2 protein-coding genes are annotated in these 980 nt (G+C 33.7%); both read left to right on the top strand.

Annotated features, from left to right (window positions below; genetic code table 11):
• The coding region (locus KTF99_RS16785) for a Y-family DNA polymerase (RefSeq protein WP_442896717.1) at window positions 1-504 on the top strand (504 nt) is incomplete at its 5' end.
• On the top strand, window positions 495-677 hold the full coding sequence (locus tag KTF99_RS17760) for a hypothetical protein (RefSeq protein WP_442896718.1): 183 nt from the start codon (window positions 495-497) through the stop codon (window positions 675-677). The genes KTF99_RS16785 and KTF99_RS17760, both read left to right, overlap by 10 nt.
• Window positions 678-980 lie beyond the last annotated feature (303 nt).

The raw sequence follows: 980 nt of genomic DNA on the forward strand, positions 1-980 counted from the left end.
ACCTCAGCTGAAGATATTCATGTTTATTCAATTGATGAGGTTTTTATTGATGCAACGAGCTATCTTAAGACTGTTAATAAATCTCCAAGGGAATTTGCAAAAATGATTATTCAGGATATTTATAAGACAACGGGAATAACAGTCACAGCGGAAATAGGAACAAATCTATATCTTGCGAAAGTGGCGATGGATATTGTTGCCAAGCATGTTAAAGCAGATGAAGACGGAGTGCGGATTGCCTGTTTAGATGAAATGAGATATCGGAAATACTTATGGCATCATCAGCCGATTACAGATTTCTGGAGAGTTGGTAAAGGATATGCAAAAAAGCTTAATGAAGCGGGGTTGTATACTATGGGTGATATTGCCAAATGTTCTGTAGGCAGTAAAGAGAAGTATTATAATGAAGATCTTCTTTATGATATGTTCGGAGTCAATGCTGAACTGCTGATTGATCATGCATGGGGATACGAACCTTGTACAATACTGATTACGTGCAGTTAAAAAAAGAAGAAGAAAAGCTTGAAAAAGATTTAGAAAAGGAAAAAAGACTTCAGGAGGCAACTTTGAAACTGAAGCAGAAATATGGGAAAAATGCTGTATTAAAAGGTATAAATCTAGTAAAGGGAGCAACTGGCAAAGACAGAAACAATACTATTGGGGGACATAAAAAATGAAGAAGTTTTCATTTTTTATGAAATCCATCCTTTCATAAGGCATGGGTGCTATTATTCATTTAAAGCATTATATTTCAAAAAAGCTTCTACCTACGTATTTAGAGAAAAACTTTTAGCGCAGTTTGCGCCGTTTTCTGTTTTTATCGGGATATAAAGAGCAATTAGAAAAAGCAGGCTAATTAGACAGAATGGATTAAAAAGTATTATTGTTAAAATAGAAATAAGGTAATAAAAGTACTCTATTTGTCAAATGACAAATGAATAAACAGTATTCAGATGACTTACATAGTTTATCACACACAA

This window comes from Erysipelatoclostridium sp. MSK.7.34, from assembly GCF_019041935.1.
GTDB classification, from domain to species: Bacteria; Bacillota_I; Bacilli_A; order Erysipelotrichales; family Coprobacillaceae; genus Thomasclavelia; species Thomasclavelia ramosa.